Origin of the sequence: Devosia sp. LjRoot16 (assembly GCF_964252795.1) — a bacterium.
Taxonomy (GTDB): domain Bacteria; phylum Pseudomonadota; class Alphaproteobacteria; order Rhizobiales; family Devosiaceae; genus Devosia_A.
The window spans coordinates 830,841-850,675 of sequence record NZ_CAXUPH020000001.1 but is presented as its reverse complement, the minus strand read 5'-3'; the positions used below and the strand labels follow the sequence as shown (position 1 = coordinate 850,675).

Here is a 19,835-nt window from a genome sequence, read left to right as displayed (position 1 = left end):
GCTCAGGCGACCTTTGCGAGCGCCTGTTCGACATCGGCGATGATGTCGTCGATGTGCTCGATGCCGACCGAGATGCGGACCAGGTCTTCCGAGACACCAGCCTTGGCCAGTTCCTCGGGGCCGAGCTGGCGGTGTGTGGTCGATGCCGGATGACAGGCCAGCGACTTGGCATCGCCGATATTCACCAGCCGAAGGATCATCTGCAGCGCGTCGATGAACTGGCCGCCGGCGACGGCGCCGCCCTTGATGCCGAAGCTGATAATGCCCGACGCCTTGCCCTTGGTGATCTTCTTGGCCGTCGCATTGTACTTGCTGTCCGGCAGCTGGGCGTAGTTCACCCAGTTGATCTTGGGGTGCTGCTTCAGCCAGGCGGCGAGCTTTTCGGCATTCTCGCAATGCCGCTCCATCCGAAGCCCGAGCGTTTCGAGGCCTTGCAGGAACAGAAAGGCGTTGTGCGGCGACAAAGCCGCGCCGGTATTGCGCAGCGGCACCACCCGGCAGCGCCCGATATAGGCCGCCGGCCCAAGCGCCTCGGTATAGACCACGCCGTGATAGGACGGGTCGGGCTCGTTGAGGATCGCGAAGCGGTCCTTGTGCTTCACCCAGTCGAACTTGCCCGAGTCGACGATGATGCCGCCGATCGAGTTGCCGTGCCCGCCGATATATTTGGTGAGCGCGTGCACCACGATGTCGGCGCCGAACTCGAACGGCTTGCAGAGATAGGGCGTCGCCACCGTGTTATCGACGATGACTGGCACACCGTGGCGATGCGCGATCTCTGCCAGCCGCTGGATATCGACGATGTTGCCGGCCGGATTGCCGATCGACTCGCAGAACACTGCCTTGGTTTTGCTGTCGATGAGCTTTTCCAGCCCCTCGAAATCGGCCTGGTCGGCCATCCGCACCTCGATGCCCTGGCGCGGGAACGAGTGCATGAACAGGTTATAGGTGCCGCCATAAAGCTGGCTGATCGAAACGATGTTATCGCCGACGCCGGCGATCGCCTGGATCGAATAGGTGATGGCGGCCATGCCCGAAGCGACGCAAAGGCCGGCAATGCCGCCTTCCATCTCGGCGACGCGCTGTTCGAGCACTGCCGTCGTCGGGTTCATGATGCGGGTATAGATGTTGCCGGGCACCGCCAGGTTGAACAGGTCGGCGCCGTGCTGGGTGTTGTCGAAGACGTATGACGTGGTCTGATAGATCGGGACCGCCGCCGCTTTAGTGGTTTCCTCCGCCTTGTAGCCATGATGGAGCGCGATGGATTCGAGCTTCACTTATTGTCCTTTCAAGCAATGAACCCCCGGCGAACCGGTGGACCTATATCCGTAACATGGCCGGATGGGGCAGGGACCCCGTCCGAACGGATGGGGATTGCGTGATTTGCGCGCAGTGGGAAATATCGCTCCCCTTCAACCATCGAGGCCAACGTGCAAATCCGGAACGAACGCCCTGCCGACGACACGGCGATCCATCAGCTGACCCGCTTGGCGTTCGAGCCGATGCCGTTCAGCAGCGGCACCGAAGCGCCGATCATCCGGGCGCTGCGCGCCGCCGGCGACCTGACGCTGTCGCTGGTCGCCGAGGACGACGGCACGATCGTCGGGCACATCGCCTTCTCGCCGGTTACCATCGATGGCGTGCATGGCGGCTGGTTCGGGCTCGGGCCGATTGCTGTGCGGGCCGACCGGCAACGCCAGGGCATCGGCAAGGCGCTGATCGCTCGCGGGCTCGAGCTGTTGCGCCAACAGGGCGCTGCCGGTGTGGCGCTGATCGGCAACCCCGATATCTACGGACGCGTCGGCTTCGAGAGCGACGGGCTATTGGCCTATGGCGATCTCGATCGCCGCTTCGTGCAGCGGCTCGTGCTGTCCGGCCCGCCGCCGCGCGGCGAACTCAAATTCGCGCCGGGCTTCGACGTGTGAGGCGTGCGGCATTTCACGATGCGCTCGGGTGGGAGTTGGCTCAGTCTCGCACCTGGCACCGGCGCCCACCTCCCCCGTCGAGGGGGAGGTGCCGCTCCGTGTGGGTGGCAACATCGAGAGCACAGGACGGCCAAGCGCCGTCGCCGCGCCGGATAACGGAAGCCACCTCGGCTGATGGCTGGCGGTGGCCATCATGATCCAGCGCCGTTTGACCGCATAACCATGTTATTATAGTAACATACTCTGCACCGATGCGGTGCGGAGGGGCGGTTGCGTACAACCGGGCAGAGGTTGGCGATCGAGGCGCGCAGGACGGAGCGGATGGCACGGTTTGAGCCGCACCATCCGGCCGAGCCGTCAGATCTTGTTGGCGGCCTTCAGTTCGGCGTCGAGCTTGGCCTGGTAGGCCCGCTTCATTTCTTCGTCGGTCTTGGCGCTCACCCCGAAATACACAAAGCCCAGCGCCCGGCGCGAGCGGGTCGGCGATCGGTTGGGGCTGGCCCAGTGCACCGTCTTGCAGTCGTGCATCAACAGCATCCCGGCCGGCCCCGGCTGCGCTGCGGTATTGGCGACATCGTGCTCGGTGCCGAAATCGGTGATCCCCTGCGAGAAGCCGAGGATCTCGGAGCGCCCATGCGGACGCCAGCCCTCGAAGGCATGCGAACCACGCACATATTGCAGGCACCCGTTCTCGTCGTCGACCGGCTCCAGCGCCAGCCAGCCGGTGATCGCCTTGGGCGGCGCGATCTTGAAATAGTAGCCGTCCTGGTGCGGCGGGGTCTGCTTGCCGATCCCGGGCGGCTTGTTGAAATATTCCATGTTCTGCGCGACCGCCGCCTCGCCCAGCACCGTCTCGGCCAGCTCCTTGATCACCCCGTCCGAGAGCAGCGTCTTGAAGTAGCTGTCGTACTTTTCCAGGTACATCATCTGCTTGACCGTCGAGCGGTTGGCCTTGTCCTCGTAATAGACCTCGGTCTCCGACATCTTCGGCACGCATTCGATCAGGAACCGGTCGAGCTCGCGGTTGATCTCGGCCATGCGCGCGGCATCGAACAATGGCCGGAAGGCGATGAAGCCGTCCCGGTCGAAATCTGCCTTCAGCTGGCTGTGCGGAATGCTCATTGCAGCACTCATCCTAGGCTCCTCTCCTCAGGGCCGATGCGGCCTTACCTGATGAAAGGCCAACGCCGGCGTCCCGTCATTGCCGAGGTTCGGCAGCACGTTAGGAAATCCGATTGCCGCCGTCACCCGGCACTGGCGAGGCGCCATGTCCTGTGACACCGATCAGCTCGAGCTGCGCGACCACCGCTTCGGTCGGATCAACCGCCGCATGCCGATCGGACCCGTGCAATGGCCGTTCCACGATCTGTTCTGGGTGCACGAGGGGCGCGTCGCCATTACGTTTCCAGAGCTCGAGGCCAAACTCGAGCTGGTGGCTCCATCAGGCGTGCTGATCCTGCCGGGCACCCAGTTTCAGGGTGCAACACTTGGTGCCTTCGCCACCGCCTCGATCTGCCACTTCGCGATGCCCGAAAAGCCTGTGGGGCCGGGCTATGCGCTGCCCAACCCGGACGAGGCGCTGCACCTGCAGAACCTCATCCGCCTCGCCATGCACCTCGCCCGCCGCAACCGCCCCGACGAGCTGCCGCGGCGCAAACGGCTGCTGCTGAGCCTGCTCGACGGGTTCGAACTCACCGGCGCACCCGACATCCCGACTGCCGACGAGGACCGGCTGACCATCGCCTGGACCCAGGCCGGACAGAACCTTCATCGCATGCGCACTCTCGCCGACGTGGCGGCCTTGCTCGGCATCTCCGAGAGTGCTTTGCGCGCCATGCATCGCAAGGCCCGGCATACGTCCGCGGGAGAGCACCTCAGGGAACTGCGTCTCACCCGCAGCGAGGAGCTCTTGGTTTCGACCGACAAGTCGCTGGCCACCATCGCCGCCGAGGTCGGCTACGGCCATGCAGCCACGCTCGCCGCGGCGTTCAGGAAGCGGCGCGGCAAGACCCCAGGCCAGTATCGCCACTGGTCCAACCCTTTCGCCTGACCGGAGTTTTCGATGCAGCGTCTTGAAGAGATCACCATCTACGCCAACCCCGACCCGCTGCTGGTCAGCCGCCAGGCGACCTTTCCGGGCATCGTGCAGCTGGCCGATGGCGAACTGGTCGCCATCTTCACCATCGGTCAGGCTTTCGACGCCGCCGATGCCCGCGCCTATGTGAGCCGCAGCGCCGACAATGGCCGCACCTGGTCCGCTCCGGTGCGGCTCACCGACCACGAAGTGCGCCCGGAAGAATCCGAGAGCTTCAAGCCGCTGCTGCTCAGCGATGGTTCGCTCCTCGCCACCGGCTATGTGTTCGTCCGCCCGACCCCGCTGACCCCGGTGGTCGACCCCGATACCTTCAAGCTGCTGACCCTGCGCAACAAGACCAGCACCTCCAGCGATGGTGGGCGCAGCTGGAGCGTTCCGGCCTATTTCGACATCGAAGGCCAGCCGCTCGAGCTCTCCGGTCCCGCCATCCAGCTCGCCTCGGGTCGCATCATCGCCGCCACCGCGCCGTTCCATCTCGGCAAGGATGGCCATGCCGGCTGGATCATCGCCAGCGACGACAACGGCAGGAGCTGGCGCAAGCTCTCCGAGTTCTATCGTTCGCCGGCCGGCAACGTCTCGACCTGGGAGAGCCGCATCGCCGATCTCGGCGGCGGCCGCGCCGCGGTGATCTTCTGGGCCTATGACAATTCCGCCGGCGCCAACCTCACCAACCACATCGCCCTCTCCAGCGATGGCGGCGAGACCTTCGCGCCGGCGATCGACACCGGCGTCCGCGGCCAGGCCTCGAACCTCTTATCGCTCGGCGGTGGCAAGGCGCTGACCATCCATTCGCACCGCGAGGCGCCGGTCGGGCTGATTGTTCGTCGCGTCGACCTCAATGGCGGCTTCAAGGTGGAGGAGGAGCTCAACCTCTTCGCCGATGCTGCCATGGGCAGCGACTCCGCCGACATCAAGAAGCAGTTCGGCAGCCTGAAGTTCGGCCAGCCCTCGCTGCTGCGCTTGCAGAACGGGGAAATCTACGCCGCCTGCTGGAGTTTCGAGCAGAGCCAGTATGTGATCAAGGGCTATCGGATCGCGCTCTGATCGAGTCTTTTCTGAACCGGAGGAGCTGGTTGGGCTCAACGGTTGACCAACCCACCGGCTGTCATCGCAGGTGGGGCGATCACAGTGGTTCAACTCACCCGTGAAGCGATCCAGAACGAGGTCGCGAACGGGCGAGCCGATGGGAGGACAGGGTATCGTGTCGCGGGCGGAAGGTATCGGCGTTGCCGAGTATGAGGAGCAGTCGGATTTCGACAAGATCCGCCGCATCCCCTATCTCTACGCCTTCAACATCATCACCGCCGCGGCGCTGCTCTGCACCGTCACCTCGCCGCTGGCGCTGTTCGCTGCCGAGCTGGGCGTCCCCAAGGACCGCATCGGGCTGATCGGCGGCATCATGCCGTTCGTGCAGGTCATCGCGGTGGTGTTCCTGCCCATCGTCATGGCCTTCGGCCATCGCCGGGTGGCGGGTTATGCCTCGCTCACCCGCTATCTCTGCCTGTCGCTGATCCTCGTGGCGCCGATGTTCCAGGGCAACCCGGACATGGTGTTCTGGGTGCTGTTCGCGGCCATGCTGGGCTTTTCGATCTTCCGTACCCTCGCCGAAACAGCGATCTGGCCGTGGTCGCAGGAATATATGCCGAGCTTCATCCGCGGCCGGTTGACCGGCGGCATCGCACTCGCCTACCTGCCGGTGGCACTGGTGGGTTCGGTCCTGGTGCAGCTCTGGCTTGATGGCCAGCAGGGCATCGAGCGCTTCTTTCCGGTCTTCGCTATCGGGTTGCTGTTAGGCGTCATCGCCGCGTCGACCCTGTTCGGGCTCGGCGGCGGCAAGCCGCGCCCCGGTTCAGCCCGCGGCTTCGATGCCATCCGCGCCATGCGGGTGCCGCTGCGCGATGGCAATTTCCTGCTCTATCTCGTCTCCTCGGGCACGCAGTTCCTCGTCTACACCGTCATCAACCTCTTCATCCTGTTGTTCTTCCGCGAGCGGCTCGGCATCTCCTCGGGCCAGATCGTCCTGATGGCGGCGTTCATCCCGGTGGGCGCGGCGCTCGGCAGTGTCGCCTCGGGCTGGTTCGTCGATCGCTACGGCACCCGCGCCATCCGTGTCACGCTGCAGGCGTTGCAGGTGGCGATGCTGATTGGGCTGATGTTCGTCACCAGGGATACGCCCGGCACGATTTTCATCGTCGGGCTGATCTTCTTCGTCTTCGGCATGCTGTTCCAGAGCGCCATCTCGGTGGGCGGCATCTACATGCTCAACTACGTGCCGCCGGCCAAAAAGGAGAGCTACATGACGCTCGCCTATATGACCGATGGCCTGATCGGCGGCGGCGCCGCCTTCCTTGCCGGCTGGCTGCTCGAGCTGCTCGCCAGCAACACCATCGTCATCTCAGGCGTGACACTGGGCAATTTCGAAACCCTGTTCGCGCTCAGCGCCATGATGGTGGTGGTCTCGGCCATCACCTTCGCCTTGCTGAAGGAAGAGGGGGCGACCGGGGTGCGCGATTTCCTCGGACAGTTCGGCCGCGGCCGGCCGCTCAGCGCGCTCTGGGGCATCCACCGCTATGGCGCGCTGACCTCCGAGGAGCGCCGCCGCGACCTCGCCTATGGCTTCGGCAAGACTCGCAGCGCGCTGGTGAAGGAGGAACTGATCGCCGCGTTGAGCGATCCCTCGTTCGATGTTCGGCATGAAGCGATCCAGTCGCTCGGCCACCTGCCGCCGAGTCCCGTGGTGGTGCGGGCGCTCGAATCCATGCTCGCCTATGACGGGCTGGTCGAGCTGCAATATGCGGCCCTCAACTCGCTCGGCCGTATCAAGGCGACGCAAAGCGGCGAGGCCATCGCCCGCTTCCTCGACAGTCCCAACCCGCTCCTCCGCGCCCGCGCCGCCCGCACCCTCGGCGACATCCGGGATGTGAAGCAGTTGCCGCGCATTCGCCAGATGCTGGCAGAGGATCCCGAGATCGACGCCCGGCTGGCGGCGGTCTCGGCACTCGGCAAATTCCGCGACAGCCAGAGCGTCGATGGCCTGCTGCAGGTCTATCGCGAACTGGCCGGCGATGCAGTGAGCATGGTGGGCGAGCCGCGCAGCAAGGTGGTGCTCCTGGCCTTGGCCAAGATCCTCGACTGGGAAGAGAGCTTTTCGCGCGAGTGGCGGCACGAGGAAAAGGTCCTCGGCTACCGCCTGCCGGGCCTGTTCGGCCGCCTCAGCGACGACCTGCGCAAGCGCTCCAATGCGGAGCACTCCCGCCTGTTGCTGCAGGCCGCCGCGGCGCTGAGCTCGGGCAGCACCGGCACCGCCTTCCGCGCCCTGCAGGACCTCCGCCCCTATATCGAGCGCAGCGGCCACCCCGAAGCTGGCATCGTGCTCAAGCTGATGGACGGCACCCGCGACATCGAGCAACCGCACCGCGCGCTGCTGATCTTGCTGGCGTTGGCCATGCGGCCGGTGTTGGCGGGGTAGCTCCTGCGGCCGGTGCGGGCTGACCCCCACCCCTGTCCCCTCCCCCTAAAACAGGGGGAGGGAGACCCTCACACCGACATCGAGGCTATCGTCTCCCTCCCCATTCTTAGGGGGAGGGGACAGGGGTGGGGGTCAGCCCGCACCAGCGCTTCAGCGACGCAGCTAAACCCGCAGCTTCGCCCACCGCACATCCAACGCCTTGGGTTCCCCCGCGTAATACACCACCAGCACGTCCCCATCCGGCAGGGCCGTCGCCGAGGGCAGGCCAAAACTCCACACATCCATGCTGGCCAGCATGTCGCCAGTATCGCTGCTCGCCGCCTGCGCCCTGGCATGCGCATAGACCTCGACCTCGCTCACCGCCGCGAACGGCGCATCGATGCTCTGGGCCACCCGTGCGCGGATCGACTGCGACCCGAAGCGATCGACCCAGGCCAGCACCACCCGGCCATCGGTGAGGACTGCCGGTCGCGCCGCCTGGTCGGCAAAGCCGAGATCTTCGGCCGCACTCCAGCTCATTCCCCCATCGGTGCTGATGCGACGGTGGATATTGAGATAGCTCGCCGTCTCGGTGTCATAGGTCCAGGCGAACGAGCCAACCCGGCCATCCGGCGCCACCGCACAGCGAAGGTCCCAGTTGAAGATGCGGCCGGTCGGATCCTCGGCCACCGTCACCGGTCCGCTCCAGCTCCGGCCCTCGTCGGCGGAATGGAAGAACACCGCCCGCTGCAGCCATTTCGAACGATCGAGATAGCTCTTGTTGGTCTCGATGCTCATCGCCAGCCGCCCGTCGGAAAGCCGCATCAGCGGGCTGGTGAGGCTGGCGGGCCCAATCTCCTCGGGCATCGGCACCTCGCGCCAGGCCGTCCAGCTCGCGCCGTTATCGTTGGAAGTGGCGAGGAGGATCACCATCGGCAGGCAACCCTCGGTCTCGGCATTGAACAAAGGCTTGCCAGGATACGTCGTCCGATCGACCCACATCGCGGCGGCCAGCAGCCGGTTGGGGGCAAGTTCGGTGATGTAGCAGAGCTTCAGCGTCCCGCCGGTGCCGCGCACCGCGGGCGGCTCGAACGGATAACTCGGCGCCGACCAGCTGAGCCCGTTATCGGTGGAGCGATAAAAGGCGATCCGCTCCTTGGGCGAATCCTTCTCGTCGCCGGCCCTGAGCGTCGCCAGCAGCGAGCCATCCGCCAGCGCGGTGACCGACGGAAAGGTCAGGTTGGCCCGATCCGTCTCCGGCTCCGCCTTGCCCAAGAGTCCTGATGCGACGATTTGCATTGGCCATCCCCCCGAAGCCGCTGCGCCAACTCGCTACGCGGCGCGCCTGAACAGCATCTCGCCGCCCACCACCGTCGCTTCGATCTCGAGGGTGGCGGGGTCCAGCACAGCGAAGTCCGCGAGCTTACCCACCTCGATAGAGCCGATATCCTTTTCCATCCCCAGCACCCTGGCCGGCACCAGGCTGGTGGCGTGGGCGGTGCGAACGAGGTCAGCCCCGACCAGCCTCACGTAGTTGCGCATCGCCTCGTCCGGGGTCAGCGACGAGCCGCAGAGCCCCCCATTGCGATCGACCACCGCCTTGCCTCGAGCACTTCGTACCCATTGCCCCGGGTAGAACTCGAACTCCATGTCCTCGGCGCCGGCATATTTGTTGGCATCGGTCTCGAGGAACACCCGGTCGACCGGCAATTGCGCCAGGATCTTCATCAGCTTGGGCGAGACGTGGATGCCGTCGCAAATCAACCCCAGCGCCAAGCCCGGTTCAGCCAGCAGCGCGTCGGTGAGCGACAGGACGTGCAGCCCCATATTGCCGGGCTCCGGCTGGCGCATCACGTTGTACATGTGGGTCACCGCATCGATGCCCCAGGACACATAGCGCGCCACGTCATCAGGCACGGCCTGGCTGTGGCCGAGATGGATGCTCACCCCGTGCTGCTTCAGCCGCTTGATGAAGGCTTGGGCACCCGGCAGTTCCGGCGCCAGCGTCACCGCCTTCAGCCGGCCGTTACTGGCCGCCAGCATCCGCTCGGCCAGTTCGATGCTCGGCTTTTGCAGGTTGCGCGGGTTGTGCGCGCCAGGCGAGGCGAAGACCGGGCCTTCGCTATGGATGCCGATGGCGCGCGCGCCGGTGGCCTTCTCGGTCTCGGCCGCGAGGCGCGTCAGCGTCGGTTCCATGTTCTCGGGCGGCAGGCAGCTGATCGACGGCAGGAACCCGGTCACGCCGCGCGACAGCAGCAGCGTCGAGTTGTCCGACACGCAACCAGGCAGGGTGTCGTTGTAGAGGTAGACGTCCATGCCGTGCTGCAACAGGTCGATAATGCCGGGGAACAGCAGCTTGCCGCTGGCCTCGACATCCTGCCAGTCGGCGCCGGTCGCGCTGTCCCGGCTGACGATGCCGGTGAACCGGCCATTCTCGATCAACAGATCCTGCCCGATTTCTCCGCCCGGGGTCACCAGCGTGGCGTTACGCCATCTTTGCTTCACTTGCAGAATCCATGCTCGTAGTATATTGTCATGATAACCACCTAACATGCGAATTCAAGGGGAAACATGGCGCCGCAAAGCGCCTCTGTGATCGGCAGGGCGGGCGTGGTGCTATATGTCGCCGAAGCAAACTTCGGCAATCACCTGTCACGGGAAGACCTGGCTTGAGTATTGACCTGTCGCCACGCCACTTGCAGCTCAGAGACATGCTGTTCCGGCGCTGGAAAACCAACGGCCTCAAAGCCGGGGACAAGATCGAGTCGCAGAACGAGATCGTGAAGTTCTGCGAATTCTCGCTGATCACCGTGATCAAGACGCTGAAGGATCTCGAAGCCGAGGGGATCATCCGTCGCCAGGTGGGCAAGGGCTCCTTCCTCGTCGAAACGCCGTGGACCGAAGCGCATCATCGCATCGGCTTCTTCTACAACCGCGACATCGTCGGCGGCGGCATCTTCAACAACGAGTTCTACACCAAGCTGGTGGTGGCGCTGGAAAAGGCCGTGGTCTCCGATGGCCACGAGTTCATCCTCGGCAGCTTCACCCACAAGTCGATGCCTACCCATGTGTGGGACGCGCTCGATGTGGTGGTGCTCGCCGGCATTACCCCGGAAACCGAGATCGACAAGTTGCCCGAAACCTCGGCACAGGTGGCGATCATGGACCTCGTCATCGAGGAGCTGCCCTACCACGCCTATCGCATCGATTTCGAGCCGGCCTTCATGGAGATGTTCCGGCAAAACGACGGCAAAAAGCTGAAGTATCTCTACCTCAACACCACCATCACCTCGAGCGAGCAGGCCTCGCGCCTCGCCAGCATCAGGCGGGCCAATGCCTCGACCACCACCGAGCAGGAGCTGCGCGTCATCTCGGTGAACCAGGAGACCGGCCAGAACGACACGGCCGAGCTCGAGGCGGTATTGAAGAGCTACAAGCCTGATATCGTCTGCGGCTACATGCACCATAGCTGGGTGCCGGTGATCGCCGCCAAGGCGACCAAGCCGACCAAGGCCTATCGCTATTCGCTCGACAATGACGGCCCGAGCTTCAACGTCGACTCCGCCGCCTGGATGCAGCAGGTGCTGGCCGATATCTACGCCAACCTCGAAGACCGCAAACCCGGCAAGCAGGTGATGAGCATGCCGGCGACGTTTCACCCGTAGAGTGTTTCTGGAGCGCCGGCGCGGGCTGACCCCCACCCTTAATCCCTCCCCGCAAGGGGGAGGGAGACGCAAACTGAGATGCCGGTGTGAGGGTCTCCCTCCCCCTTGCGGGGAGGGGACAGGGGTGGGGGTCAGCTCGCACCGGCGCTTCAGTCAGCGCGCACCAGCCGAGGCCTTACCCCAGCGCCTTATCAAACGCCGCCATCGACTCATCGGCATAGTTCGCCAGCGCGATCACGTCGGCGCCGACCGACAGCAGGTTGTACCCCATGTCGACATACTCGCCGATCAGCTCGCGGTTAGTGACCGTCGCGGCGATCTTGCCGTATTTGCGCGCCACTTCGGCGACGCGCCGGCGCACCGCCTTGATCTCGTCGTGCTGGATCTCACCCGGGATACCGCTCGCCACCGAATAGTCGCCGGGGCCGAAGAACAGGCAATCGACCCCATCCATCTCGGCGATCGCCTCGAGGTGCTCCATCGCTTCCGGATCCTCGATCTGGTAGCAGGCGAAGCGCTCTTCGTTGGCGGTCTTGAGGTAGTCGAGAAAGCCGACCCGGGTGAACTGCGCATCGTTGTTGCCGCCATCGACGGCGCGCTTGCCGAGCGGCGCGAACTTGGTGATGTCGCGCACCTTGCGGGCGTCATCGGCATTCATCACGTGCGGCACGATCAGCCCGGTCGCGTCCATCTCATAGCCGCGGATATAGTCGCTGTAGCTGCCGCGCGACACGCGCAGCAGCGTGTCGACGTCATAGAGCTTGGCGGCGCGGATCTGGTTTTCCACCTGCTCCCACGTCGCCGAGGTGTGCTCCATGCACAGCCACAGCGCATCCGGCTGCGCCGCGGCGAAAATCTCGGCGATCTTGGCGTCGGCGATGTTGAGCTTCAGCACCCGGGCCACCTTGCCCTCGCGGATGGTGCGCAGCACGCGGCTCGGCCGCATGCGGAAGCGCGTCGGGGGCGTCGCGGCGTAAGGCTGCGTCTGGGACAAGGTGATCTCCTCCGGAGGGGTTATTTGGCGGTATAGCCGCCATCGATCGGGATGTTGGTGCCGGTGACATAGGCCGAGGCGTCCGAGGCGAGAAAGACGATGACGCCTTTCAAATCGGTATCGTTGGCCATGCGGCCGAGCTGCGTGCGGGCGCTATAGGCTTTGACGAACGGCGCCGGCTGGTTGTTGAAGAAGCCGCCCGGCGACAGGCAGTTCACCCGCACATTGTCGGCGCCGAGGATGCTCGCTGCCCAGCGGGTGAAGTTGAGCATGCCGCCCTTTTCGTAGTGGTAGATCGGCGAGGGGTTGGGCGTCATGTCGGTGCCCTCGTAGTTGGCCATCTCGACCCCGACCATGCCCATCATCGAGCCGATATTGATGATCGAGCCGGATTTCTGCGCCCGCATATTGCGGCCGAACAGCTCGGTGATCTTGAACAGCGCCGAGGCGTTGACGCGGAGGCTCCTGTCGAACGCATCGAGATCATGTGCCCAGCCATCGAGTGCCGAGCGGGTCACCGCGTTGTTGACCAAAACGTCACAGCGGCCGGCCCGGGCGATCACCTCGCGATGCAGCGCTTCGATCGAGGCGTCCGACGACAGGTCGAGCTGCAGCGCCGTAACGTCGAAGCCGCGAGCCCGCTCTTCAGCCGCCACCACTTCGAGCTTTGCGAGATCGCGTGCCGCGATAAAGGTCTGCGCTCCGGCCTCAGCCAGGGCCGCGACGATCTGCCGGCCATAGAGCCCGGCGCCGCCGGTGACCACGGCGACCTTGCCTTTGAGCGAGAAGCTTTCCAGTACCTGCATGGTTCAGTCCATCTCGCTGAGGAAAACGCGGCGCCCGCCCTGTTCGCGGCTTTCGATGCCGGCGATCACCAGTTGCATCAGTTCGCGCGTCTCCTCCCACGGCACCGGCGGCTTGCCGGTGCGGAGGTAATCGACGAAGCCGACGAGCTGGGTGCGGAACGCATGATAGGTGTCGGTGAACTTGAGCTGCAGCCCGGCGGCGGTGCCGGCCAGCGTCACCATGCCGAAGCCGCCGCCCATATCCTTGGTCACCTGCAGCAGCACCTCGATGCCGTCGCGGTGACGCAGGTGGACGATGTTGGAATTCGCGTCGCCGATATTCTGCACCGACACGTAGCCTGGTCCGGTAATCGGGTAGACCGTCTCCAGCGCATGGATGCCGTAAGCTTCCCACGACTTAGCCATGGTGGCGCTGACATGGCGCAACTGCCCGAGCGCGTGCGTGGCGCGGTGGTAGGGCGCGTATTCCTTGGCGAAGCGCATCGCCGACGAGCTGATCAGCGGCTTGCCCTCGGCCACCCATTTCGAAAACGTCGCGAGATCGAGCCGGTTGTCGCAAAGCGGCTTGTCGATGAACACTGGGATGCCGGCCTCGATGAACGGCCGGGCCCGCTCGACATGCTCGAACCCCTTGTCGGTGGCGACCAGCACCGCATCGACCTCGCCGATCACGTCCTCGGCTCGGCTGGCGATGTTGGGAATATGCGCCACCGCGGCCACCTGCACGGCATCGGCGGGGTCGTCCGTCCACACATGCGTGACCTTGGCGCCGGGGATGCCGAGCGTCCCCACCGGTTGCTTCGCGATATAGTCCTTGATCACCGGGTAGGGGCAGGCCGCGAGCGCCTTGGCGTCGTAGCTGCCATTGATGATGATGCTCCAGGAATAGGGGTGCCCGTTGCCCTCCACCATGCCCAGCATGGCGAGACGGATTTCATCCCGGGTGATCGGCAGAACGCTCATCGATAAATTCCCTACCAGGCGGTCCAGCCGCCATCGACATTGAGGCAGTGCCCGGTGATGTAGCTCGCGCCATCGCTCAACAGGAACGCCGTCGGCCCGGCCATCTCGTCCTGCCGACCGATCCGGCCCAGCATGGTCTGGCGCGCCAGGTTCCCCATGAACTCGGCATTGTCCTGCGTCGCCTGGTGCGGGTAGGGGCCGGGCGCCACAGCGTTGACGCGGATACCGGCCGGGCCGAAATGGCCGGCCATGTAGCGCACCATCTGGATCATCCCGGCCTTGCCGGCGCCGTACTCGATCGGGTTGGGCGCCATGTCGCCCGGGTAGTTCGCCGGGTTCGGCGCCACCACGCCATACATCGAGGCATAGAACACCATCGCGCCGCCAGGGCCCATATGCCTGGCTGCCTCGCGGGCGAGGAGGAAGCTGCCGGTGAGGTTCAGCCGGTTGGTGCGGTCGAAATCCGCTGCGGTCAGCTCTTCGAAGCGCTTGCCGGTTGAGCCGAACGTGGCGTTCACCACCCCATGCAGCGCGCCGAACTCCTGCGCCGCGCCGCGCACCGCTTTGAGGATCGAGTCCTCGTCACCGATGTCGAGCGGCAATGCCAGCACCCCGCCGCCGAGCCCCTTGAGCTCGGCCTCGGCTGCCGCCAGCCGCTCCGGGTTGATATCGGCCAGCACCACATTGGCGCCCTCAGCGGCGAGGAGCTTGCTCACCGGCAGCGCCAGGTAGCCCGCGCCGCCAGCCATCAGAATGGTCTTGCCACCAAAACCAGGCATCAAAGCCTCACGATCCGCTTTTCGAGCCAGGATTGCTTGGCGGCCAGCGCCACCCGTAGGTTGTCACGCGCGTCGTCGAGCGTTGCCAGCCAGCAGGGCTTGCCCTCGATCGCATCGAGCATGGCGTCGGCCTGCATGCGGAAGCGCGCCTGATGCGCTTCGGTCGGCACCAGCCCCTGCATGAAGTCGCGCTCGTCCTGCCATTTGCCGCTGTCGTCGTCGGCGAATTTCAGCGTCGAATGCTCGAGCATCAGGTTGCCCTTGGTGCCGATGAACTCGAAGCGCGCGATATTGGGCTTCTGGAACTGGTTGATGGTGACGTTCGCCATGGCGCCGCTCTGAAAGCGGATGGAAACGAGGCAGGTGTCCTCGGTATTGGTGCCCTCGAGCACCAGCCGGTCATAGAGGCAGCTGACATCGGTGGGCTTTCCCATCAGCCAGATCAGCATGTCGAAGAGGTGGCTCGCCGCATCGAGGATGGCGCCGCCACCCATTTCCGGCCGGGCGTAATAGGTGCGCTGGAAGTCCGGCCGGTACTTTGGGAACTCCTGCGAAGAGTTGAGATAGGCGAGCCGCAGCGTGCCGATCCTGCCGTCGAGGATCTGCTGGCGCAGCGTCACCACTTCGTCGGCGACCCGCCGCACATAGCCGACCCGCGCCACCAGGTTCTTCGATTTGACCAGCGCCAGCGTTTCGTCGACCTCGTCCATGGTCACCGAGAGCGGTTTTTCGACGAGGAAGTTGAGCCCGGCTTCGGCACAGCGCCGCATCAGCGCCACGTGAAAATTGGCCGGCGCACAGATCACCGCGAGGTCGAAACTTTTGAGATCCGCTTCGCCGATATCGCTATAGGTCTCGGTGATGCCGAACAGCGCCTTGGCTTCATCGCGCCGCCCGGCGTCCGGTTCGACGATCGCCAGTTGGGCTCGTCCGGTCAGGCTGTAGCCCTTGAGATGACGCCGGCCGATGCCGCCGCTCCCCACGATAAGCACCCGCTTCACCGACGACGCCCCCTCACGCGATAACCAAGTATGTTGTTATGCTAACGGCATATTTGATGCTGTCAATCGCGGCTGAGGGTCATCAGCTGCACAAAAAGTCGAAAGCCGTTGAGCTCGCACCATGATCCGCGATGCGGCGGTTCCGCCAGACGAACCACAGTCGAACGCACTGTTTGACTCACTTGACTTCAAGAAAAGCATGTTATCATGCTAACGGTATATTTAACCGATCAATGCAGGGGGATGCATTCGAATGGGTACAAAACCAAAGGTCCTCGTGACCGGCGCCAGCGGTCTGATTGGCGGCCTCGTCATCCGCGACCTCTCCGACAAATACGAGTTCAGCGGCTTGAGCCGGCGTGTCGTGCCGGGGATCGTCCACACCCAGGCCGAGATCGCCGACCCGGTGGCCATTCGCAAGGCGTCCGCAGGCATGGACATGGTGCTGCACCTGGCGGCGGAAACGCACGAATACGACGACTGGGACAAGGTGATGCAGAACACCATCGGCGGCACTCTCAACATGTTCCGCGCTGCACAGGAGGCCGGGGTGAAGCGCGTGGTGTTCATGAGCACCGGCAGCACCATGTGCGGCTACGAGTGGTACGAGGGCTCGCCTTACGGCAAGCTCGCCGCCAACCAGCTGCAGGCCCTGCCACCGGGCGAAAAGCTGCTCGACTACAAGGATCCGCCGCGCCCCGACAGCTTCTATGGCGTCGGCAAGCTGTTCGGCGAGAATACCGGCCGGCTGTTCTCCGATCGCTACGGCATGTCGGTGATCTGCATTCGGCTCGGCGCCGTGCTGCCGAGCGACCAGCCCGAACTGATCCGCCATTACCCCGGCTACCTCTCGCAGGCCGACGCGGTGCAGATGGTCGACAAATGCCTCGATGCCCCCGAAAGCGTCCGCTTCGACATCTTCGACGCCATCTCCGAGAACAAGCGCCGCTGGCGCGACACCTCGCACGCCAAACAGGTCATCGGCTGGCAGCCGACGGGTTCGGCCGACAAGTACGACATCAGCAAGCTGAGCGTTTGAGCGGCCGAAACCGCCAATCGTGCAGCGGCTGCCTTCTCCCACAACAAGGGGAGAAGGCGAGAGGTGTCTTACTCTCCATCTCGCCACTCCCACCGGCCGTCATCCCGGCGAACGCCGGGACCCACTGCTCGGAGGCCTGGGCAGGCACGAACCGTGCTGATCTGTCACGGCAAGGTCGGCGGGGTCCGCGCCGGTGCAACCTTCGGAGCACTGGGTCTCGACTTTCGTCGGGATGACGGCCGGTGGGGTGGGTTTCATCCAGCCCGACTGCGACCAAGCCCATCCCCCCAAAAATCCCCGGAAATCCTGACTTTGTTCCGTCTGGCGAACCTATTCGCCGGTGTCGCAGCCGTCGCTTGACCACCCCAAACTGATATGTTGTTATGTTAATGACATATGCAGGCCACTAGGGGGAATTGGTGACTCAGCGGGGCGATATCGTCGATCGGATGCGCGCTGGCCGCGCCCCGCTCCGCCCGTCCGTCAACCGCTTCCACCATCCGTCGATGCCCACTTGTTCACAGCGAGCATGGCAGTTTGGTCGACCAAAACATAAAAGTTTGACACCATATAGCGTCACATGGTTCCCTAAAGTTGTAGAGGACTGGGGAACCGCTGACATGGCGACCGAAGCTGCCGACATCGCGCAGGCGCTGGCCGAAGACATCCACTCCGGCGTCATCAAGGCCGGAGAGATGATCCCGTCGGAACGCGATCTCTGCGAGCGCTTCGCTGTCGGGCGCACCGTGGTGCGCGAAGCCATCACCATGCTCGAGGGCATGAAGCTGATCGAACAGCGCAAGGGCTTTCGTCCGCGCGTCGTGACGCCGACGCTGGCCCAGGCCATGGCCGGGGCCGCCGAGGCGGCGCGCTTCTTCTTTCGCGGCAGCGAGGGCAATGCCCATCTGGAGCAGGCTCGGTTCTTTCTCGAAATGAGCCTGGTGCGCTATGCCGCCCAATACGCCACGCAGGCGCAGCTGGGCAAAATGCTGGCGGCCATCGAGGAGTGTGAGCGCGCCATCGGCAACTACCCGCTGTTCCGCGAGATGGACCTGCGCTTCCATCGCACGCTGGCCGAAGTGCCGGGCAACCCGATCTTCGTTGCGCTGCACGATGCGTTCGTCGATCGCCTGATGCGCCGCCGCGAGGCGCCGGCCGATGTCGCCTCCCATAACCGGCGCAGCAATGACGAGCATCGCGCCATCGTCACCGCCCTTGTCGCCCGCGACGAGCCGGAGGCGGTCAGGGTGCTGACCGTCCACCTGTCGCGCAACTACGCCACCTACATGCGCCAGGCCCTTAGCGGCACTGAATCGCCTGTCGGCACTGAACCACGTGCGGCCGTTTCCAACTCGGAGGGATGAGAGGGAAGGCCGGCGCCGTCGGGGTCCACGAAAGCGTGGATCACTATCCGTGAGTTAAACAGGGAACCCATTCACATGAAGAAATTGCTGGCACTTGGCATGGCGCTGCTCATGTCGACCTCGGCGATCGGCACCGCAGCCGCGCAAGCCACCAACAACAACCCGCTTTCGGACGTCCGCGTCCGCCAGGCCCTGGCCTACGCCATCGACATGCAGACCATCATCGACACCATCTTCGATGGCAACGCCATCAAGGCGGTCGGCATGCTGCCTAATGGTCCGTTCAAGAACCCCGAGCTCAACCCCTACGATTACAACCCGGACAAGGCACGCGAGCTGCTGAAGGAAGCCGGCTGGGATTCGAACCGCACCCTCGAGATGGTCTACTATTACGATGACCAGATCACCGCGAACCTGATGCAGGCGCTGCAGGCCTATTTCGCCGATGTCGGCATCAACATGAATGCCCGCCTGCTGACCGGCGACGTGGCCAAAACCCTCGGCGCCATCCCGCCGAACCCGACCGACAAGTCGCTGGTCTCCTGGGATCTCGGCTATGGCGCCCGCGCTGCCATCGTCATGCAGGAATATTACAACGACTACGCCACCGGTAAAGCCAGCTCCGACCAGTTCCCGGGCACGCCCGAGATGGACGCGGCCATTGCCGCCACCAATGCCAGCACCGATCCGGAGAAGCAGAAGGAAGCCTTCTTCGCCATCGAAAAGCTGATGAACGACAACGTCTACACCGTGCCGCTCTACTACCAGCGGCTGTTCACGGTGGAAAGCGACCGGCTGAACCGCAACGGCGCCCCTTATGGCAACGAGCAGTTCAACTACAACTGGGACATCCAGAACTGGACCGTCACACCCGACGCCAGCGGCAAGCAGGTGTTTTACACCAACGGCGCCCCGGTCGATTATTTCGAGCATCCCTGGGCCAATCTCGGCCTCTGGGTCGGCAACCGCTTCGTCTTCGACCGGCTGCTGTTCGCCAACCCGACCATGACGGGCGTTGCCGGCGGCGACCTCGCCGAGAGCTATACCATCAGCGATGACGGCAAGACCGTGACGCTGACGCTGCGCGATAACATCAAGTGGCACGATGGCGAGCCGATCACCGTCGACGACGTCACCTGGAGTTTCGAGGCGGCTCTGTTCGTGCCGAACCTGCATGGCGTGGTGGGCAAGACCCTCAACGCACTCGAGGGCGCCGCCGACTATGTGGCGAAGAAAGCCGAGCACATCTCGGGCATTTCGACCGAAGGCAACACCATCACGCTGAAGTTCGCGACGCTCGACCCGAACGTCCTGATCTCGCTCAGCCAGTTCGCGCCGCTGCCCAAGAAGTATTTCGAGGGCACCGATCCGACCGTGCTGCAGCAGAACGCCTTCTGGCAGAAGCCGGTCGGCTCCGGCCCGTTCAAGGTCGATACTGTCGCCTTCGGCGACTACGCATCGCTCTTGCCGTTCGACGACTACTTCCTCGGCAAGCCCAAGATCGAGCAGGTGGTGGCCTTTGCCAGCGCCGACGGCGACGTCAACATGGTCAAGAACGCTGCGGCCAACCGCATCGACTTCGCCATCACCAAGGTGACCAGCGACGTGAAGGCATTGGAAGCGATGCCGCACATGAAGCTGACGCCGATGGATATCCCCTACACCCGCATGATGTGGATCAACACTTACGACAAGTAAGGCCCGATCCCGTTAGCTCCGGATGCCGCGGCCAGACCGCGGCATCCCTCTCCCGTCG

At 64.3% G+C, this 19,835-nt stretch carries 17 protein-coding genes; 8 read left to right on the top strand and 9 right to left on the bottom strand.

Features of this window, described 5'->3' with window-relative positions:
* Positions 1-2: 2 nt before the first annotated feature.
* Positions 3-1,277: an O-acetylhomoserine aminocarboxypropyltransferase/cysteine synthase family protein gene (locus ACSQ23_RS03970; protein ID WP_055872929.1), complete on the bottom strand. Its 1,275-nt coding sequence runs from the start codon at positions 1,275-1,277 to the stop codon at positions 3-5.
* Between the two features lie 153 nt (positions 1,278-1,430).
* Between ACSQ23_RS03970 and ACSQ23_RS03965 the strand changes: the two genes are divergently transcribed.
* Entirely contained in the window at positions 1,431-1,925 is a 495-nt protein-coding gene (locus tag ACSQ23_RS03965) for a GNAT family N-acetyltransferase (protein ID WP_436089785.1), read from the top strand.
* A 357-nt stretch (positions 1,926-2,282) separates the two neighbouring features.
* On the opposite strand, the gene ACSQ23_RS03960 is transcribed toward ACSQ23_RS03965, so the two are convergent.
* Positions 2,283-3,047 (bottom strand): phytanoyl-CoA dioxygenase family protein, encoded by a 765-nt coding sequence (locus tag ACSQ23_RS03960; RefSeq protein ID WP_055872923.1) that lies wholly within the window; start codon positions 3,045-3,047, stop codon positions 2,283-2,285.
* A 145-nt stretch (positions 3,048-3,192) separates the two neighbouring features.
* Between ACSQ23_RS03960 and ACSQ23_RS03955 the strand changes: the two genes are divergently transcribed.
* From ACSQ23_RS03955 to ACSQ23_RS03945, 3 genes are all read left to right on the top strand, one after another.
* Positions 3,193-3,975, top strand: coding sequence for a helix-turn-helix transcriptional regulator (locus ACSQ23_RS03955; protein WP_055872920.1), 783 nt, complete (start codon positions 3,193-3,195; stop codon positions 3,973-3,975).
* A gap of 12 nt (positions 3,976-3,987) precedes the next feature.
* Positions 3,988-5,064 carry a sialidase family protein gene (locus ACSQ23_RS03950; protein WP_436089784.1) on the top strand — a complete coding sequence of 359 codons (1,077 nt, stop codon included), beginning with the start codon at positions 3,988-3,990 and terminating at the stop codon, positions 5,062-5,064.
* A 157-nt stretch (positions 5,065-5,221) separates the two neighbouring features.
* Positions 5,222-7,489 (top strand): MFS transporter, encoded by a 2,268-nt coding sequence (locus ACSQ23_RS03945; RefSeq protein WP_436089783.1) that lies wholly within the window; start codon positions 5,222-5,224, stop codon positions 7,487-7,489.
* Positions 7,490-7,651: 162 nt separating this feature from the next.
* On the opposite strand, the gene ACSQ23_RS03940 is transcribed toward ACSQ23_RS03945, so the two are convergent.
* On the bottom strand, positions 7,652-8,767 hold the full coding sequence (locus ACSQ23_RS03940) for a sialidase family protein (protein ID WP_436089782.1): 1,116 nt from the start codon (positions 8,765-8,767) through the stop codon (positions 7,652-7,654).
* 33 nt (positions 8,768-8,800) lie between these two features.
* Entirely contained in the window at positions 8,801-9,973 is a 1,173-nt protein-coding gene (locus ACSQ23_RS03935) for an N-acetylglucosamine-6-phosphate deacetylase (RefSeq protein ID WP_436089781.1), read from the bottom strand.
* 164 nt (positions 9,974-10,137) lie between these two features.
* Between ACSQ23_RS03935 and ACSQ23_RS03930 the strand changes: the two genes are divergently transcribed.
* A complete protein-coding gene (locus ACSQ23_RS03930) occupies positions 10,138-11,133 on the top strand; it encodes a GntR family transcriptional regulator (protein ID WP_055872908.1) in 996 nt (331 codons plus the stop codon).
* Between the two features lie 175 nt (positions 11,134-11,308).
* Here ACSQ23_RS03930 and ACSQ23_RS03925 read toward each other — a convergent pair whose 3' ends face one another.
* From ACSQ23_RS03925 to ACSQ23_RS03905, 5 genes are read right to left on the bottom strand one after another with little or no spacing between them, the layout of a single operon-like run.
* The gene (locus ACSQ23_RS03925) at positions 11,309-12,127 is read right to left on the bottom strand and encodes an HpcH/HpaI aldolase family protein (protein WP_197420980.1); all 819 of its coding nucleotides are present in this window, start codon (positions 12,125-12,127) and stop codon (positions 11,309-11,311) included.
* A 20-nt stretch (positions 12,128-12,147) separates the two neighbouring features.
* Positions 12,148-12,933, bottom strand: a complete 786-nt coding sequence (locus ACSQ23_RS03920; RefSeq protein WP_055872905.1) for an SDR family oxidoreductase — start codon at positions 12,931-12,933, stop codon at positions 12,148-12,150.
* A gap of 3 nt (positions 12,934-12,936) precedes the next feature.
* The gene (locus ACSQ23_RS03915; RefSeq protein ID WP_436089780.1) at positions 12,937-13,896 is read right to left on the bottom strand and encodes a Gfo/Idh/MocA family oxidoreductase; all 960 of its coding nucleotides are present in this window, start codon (positions 13,894-13,896) and stop codon (positions 12,937-12,939) included.
* Between the two features lie 11 nt (positions 13,897-13,907).
* Positions 13,908-14,675, bottom strand: a complete 768-nt coding sequence (locus ACSQ23_RS03910; RefSeq protein ID WP_436089779.1) for an SDR family NAD(P)-dependent oxidoreductase — start codon at positions 14,673-14,675, stop codon at positions 13,908-13,910.
* Positions 14,675-15,676, bottom strand: coding sequence for a Gfo/Idh/MocA family protein (locus ACSQ23_RS03905; RefSeq protein ID WP_436089778.1), 1,002 nt, complete (start codon positions 15,674-15,676; stop codon positions 14,675-14,677). The genes ACSQ23_RS03910 and ACSQ23_RS03905 overlap by 1 nt, the downstream gene beginning before the upstream one ends.
* A 253-nt stretch (positions 15,677-15,929) precedes the next feature.
* Here ACSQ23_RS03905 and ACSQ23_RS03900 point away from each other — a divergent pair, with 253 nt between their 5' ends.
* The 3 genes from ACSQ23_RS03900 (at position 15,930) to ACSQ23_RS03890 (ending at position 19,777) form a co-directional block, all read left to right on the top strand.
* Complete coding sequence (locus tag ACSQ23_RS03900; RefSeq protein ID WP_055998442.1) at positions 15,930-16,715, top strand: NAD-dependent epimerase/dehydratase family protein; 786 nt, start codon at positions 15,930-15,932, stop codon at positions 16,713-16,715.
* Positions 16,716-17,335: 620 nt separating this feature from the next.
* Positions 17,336-18,079 carry an FCD domain-containing protein gene (locus ACSQ23_RS03895; RefSeq protein WP_436089777.1) on the top strand — a complete coding sequence of 248 codons (744 nt, stop codon included), beginning with the start codon at positions 17,336-17,338 and terminating at the stop codon, positions 18,077-18,079.
* A 75-nt stretch (positions 18,080-18,154) separates the two neighbouring features.
* Positions 18,155-19,777: an ABC transporter substrate-binding protein gene (locus ACSQ23_RS03890; RefSeq protein ID WP_055872887.1), complete on the top strand. Its 1,623-nt coding sequence runs from the start codon at positions 18,155-18,157 to the stop codon at positions 19,775-19,777.
* Positions 19,778-19,835: the final 58 nt, after the last annotated feature.